The 3217-nt window shown below is 69.5% G+C and carries 1 protein-coding gene; it reads left to right on the top strand.

Going from position 1 to position 3217, the window contains the following annotated elements; translation table 11 throughout:
- The first annotated feature begins 501 nt into the window (after nt 1–501).
- Nucleotides 502–3123: an RICIN domain-containing protein gene (locus AB0D08_RS40595; protein WP_359895401.1), complete on the top strand. Its 2622-nt coding sequence runs from the start codon at nt 502–504 to the stop codon at nt 3121–3123.
- Nucleotides 3124–3217: the final 94 nt, after the last annotated feature.

Here is a 3217-nt window from a genome sequence, read left to right as displayed (position 1 = left end):
CTGCGGGAGCTGTTTCCGGATCTCGCCTCGCCGCACCGGGTCCTTGAACTGACCCTGGCGGTGGGTCTTCGGGGCAGCTGACGCGTACTTCGACCCTCGAAGTGGACGTCAGTGACCGGGGATGCCAACCGTCCCGTACTCACCCGCCACCGGGCATGGCTGGACGTCCTGGTCCGCGCCGGCGTCGCGTCGGCAGGAGCCGTCCAGCCAACGTGTGCGGCGGTGCTCTTCAGCGCCGCCGCATCCGTGTGACTGCTCAGCCGTGTTCTTGAGCCGCTTGTGAGGGCGCCGCCCCTTCCCGGGCACGCGCGCGTGAACCGCCGACGCCGACGGCGCCACCGCCACCTCGGACGCTGATCATCGCCTACCCGACCACGACCTGAAAAAGTTCCCGGCTCGCGGCAACCCTTTGCGGAGCCTGTGACCACAAGGAAGTAGATCCGGTCAGTTGTCCGGATCTGCCTTTCTCTCGTGCACAGTTCGCTAGGAGAACGTCTACCTATGAGCAACCCCACGAACGGCCGGGGACGCGGGCGTCACCGCCGTCGCCTGAGCGCCACCGCTCTGCTGCTCGGTGTGCCCGTCGCCCTCGTGTCGTACTTCGTGTTCGTACACGAGGACTCCCAGGCCGCGACGGTCGACGGCGGTGCCTACTACCGGCTGGTCTCGGTGCGCAGCGGCCAGGTGCTGGATGTCAACGCCTTCTCCACCGCCGACGGTACCCGGATCCAGCAGTGGACCGACCAGAACACCGCCAACCAGCAGTGGAAGCTGCGGTCCACCGGGGACGGCTACTACGAGCTGGTGAACCGCAACAGCGGCAAGGTGCTGGGCATAGCGGGCGACTCGACCGCCCAGGCGGCTCCCGCCGAGCAGCAGACGGACAGGTCCTCCGCCTCCCAGCAGTGGCGGATCGACGATGTGAGCGGTTCCGAGGCCGTCACCTTCACCTCCCGCAAGAGCGGTCAGGTCCTGGACGTCTCCGGCAGCTCCACGAACCAGGGCGTGCAGGTCATCCAGTGGCCCGGCAAGGGCAGCACCAACCAGCAGTGGAAGCTGGTGAGAACGGCCGACACCCAGGCGGCGGCTGGACCGTATGTGTGGCAGAACGCCCCGGTGGCGGGCGGCGGTTACGTCACCGGGCTGGTCTTCAACCAGCGGGAGAAGGGTCTGCTGTACGCGCGCACCGACATGGGCGGCGCCTACCGCTGGGACACCGGGGCCGAGCAGTGGATCCCGCTGACCGACTGGGTCGGCGGGAAGGACTGGAACCTTCTGGGCATCGAGTCGCTGGCCACCGATCCCGTCGACCCCGACCGGCTCTACCTCGCGGCGGGCACCTACACCAACGACTGGGCCGGTAACGGCGCGATCCTGCGCTCCACCGACCGCGGCCGCACCTTCCAGCGCACCGATCTGCCGTTCAAGCTGGGCGGCAACGAGGACGCCCGCGGGGCGGGCGAGCGGCTGGTGATCGATCCCGCGAACCACGACACCCTGCTGCTGGGCACCCGCAAGAACGGCCTGTGGCGCAGCACCGACCACGGTGTGACGTGGAATCAGGTCTCCTCGCTCCCCGTCAAGGACGGGGCGAGCAGCGGCGCGGGTATCTCCTTCGTGACGTACGGCCCGGCCGGCAGCAGGACTATCTACGTCGGCGTCGCCGACAGGTCCACCTCGCTGTACCGCTCCACCGACGGCGGCAACAGCTGGCAGGCCGTCTCCGGGCAGCCCACCGGCCAACTGCCGCAGCACGGCGTGCTCTCCGGTGACGGCTCGCTGTATCTGACGTACACCAACGCGCTCGGACCCAACGGCGTGACGGCGGGTTCAGTGTGGAAGTACACGCCGTTCGGCGGGGCGTGGAAGAACATCTCCCCCTCCCAGGGCAGCTACGGGTTCGCCGGTCTGGCCGTCGACCCGCAGACGCCGTCCACGGTGATGGTCACCACCCTGGACCGCTGGTGGCCCCAGGACGAGCTCTATCGCAGCACCGACGGCGGTGCGACCTGGACTGCCCAGGCCGAGAAGTCGGCGCGGGACGCCTCCGCCGCCCCGTACCTCGGTACCGGCATCGGGCACTGGATGACCGCCCTGAGCATCGACCCGTTTGACTCCGGGCACGTGCTGTACGGCACCGGCAACGGCATCTGGGCCAGCAAGGACGCCAACGCGACCGACAGCGGCGGCACCAGCCACTGGACCATCGGAGCCCGCGGGCTGGAGGAGACCGCGCTCTTTGACGCGATCGCCCCGCCCGGCGGCGCCACCCTCATCACCTCCATGGGCGACCAAGGCGGTTTCCTGTACGACGACCTGACCAAGGAGCCCTCCGGGCGGCTGACCAACCCGACGATCTACAACAGCACCAGCATCGACTTCGCCCAGTCCAACCCCTCGGTGATGGTGCGGGTCGGCCGTGGCGGCGAGCAGGACGGCGCCTACTCCACCGACGGCGGTCACAACTGGAACGGCTTCAAGGCGAAGCCGGTGGGCAGCGCCAACAGCGGCCACATCGCCATCGCGGCGGACGGTTCCAGCATCGTCTGGGCCGAGGCCGGTCAGGCCCCGTACCGCTCGACCGACAAGGGGGCGAGCTGGTCGAAGGTCAACGGTCTGGGCACCGACGCCGTAGTCGTTGCCGACCGGTCCTCGGCCAACACCTTCTACTCACTGGCAGGCGGCACGCTCTACGCCAGCACCGACGGCGGCGCGACCTTCACCGCCCGCGCCACCAACCTGCCCACCGGCAAGCTCAGCGCCGTCCCCGGCGTCGCCGCTGACCTGTGGATCGCCGGCGGCGGCAAGGGGCTGCTGCACTCCACCGACGGCGGCCGCACCTTCACCACGCTGACCACGGTGCAGTCCGCCTCCGCCGTCGGCTTCGGCAAGGCCGCACCGGGCGCCTCCTACCAGGCCCTGTACCTGATCGGTACCGTCAAGGGCGTCGCCGGAGTCTTCCGCTCCACCGACAAGGGCGCCACCTGGCTCCGCATCAACGACGACGCCCATCAGTGGGGCGCCATCGGCAGCGTCGGCATCATCACCGGCGACCCCGACACCTACGGTCGCGTCTACATCGGCACCAACGGACGCGGTCTCCAGTACGGCGACCCTTCCTGACCCCGCCACCGACCGAGCGGGGCCGCAGAGTCCGGCGACGTCTCGTTGCTCACCTTGGCCACCACACTCACCGCAGACCCCGGAGTCGGCGCCG

Source organism: Kitasatospora sp. NPDC048540 (assembly GCF_040651175.1).
Classification (GTDB): Bacteria; Actinomycetota; Actinomycetes; order Streptomycetales; family Streptomycetaceae; genus Kitasatospora.
This window is presented reverse-complemented; position numbering and strand designations above follow the sequence as displayed.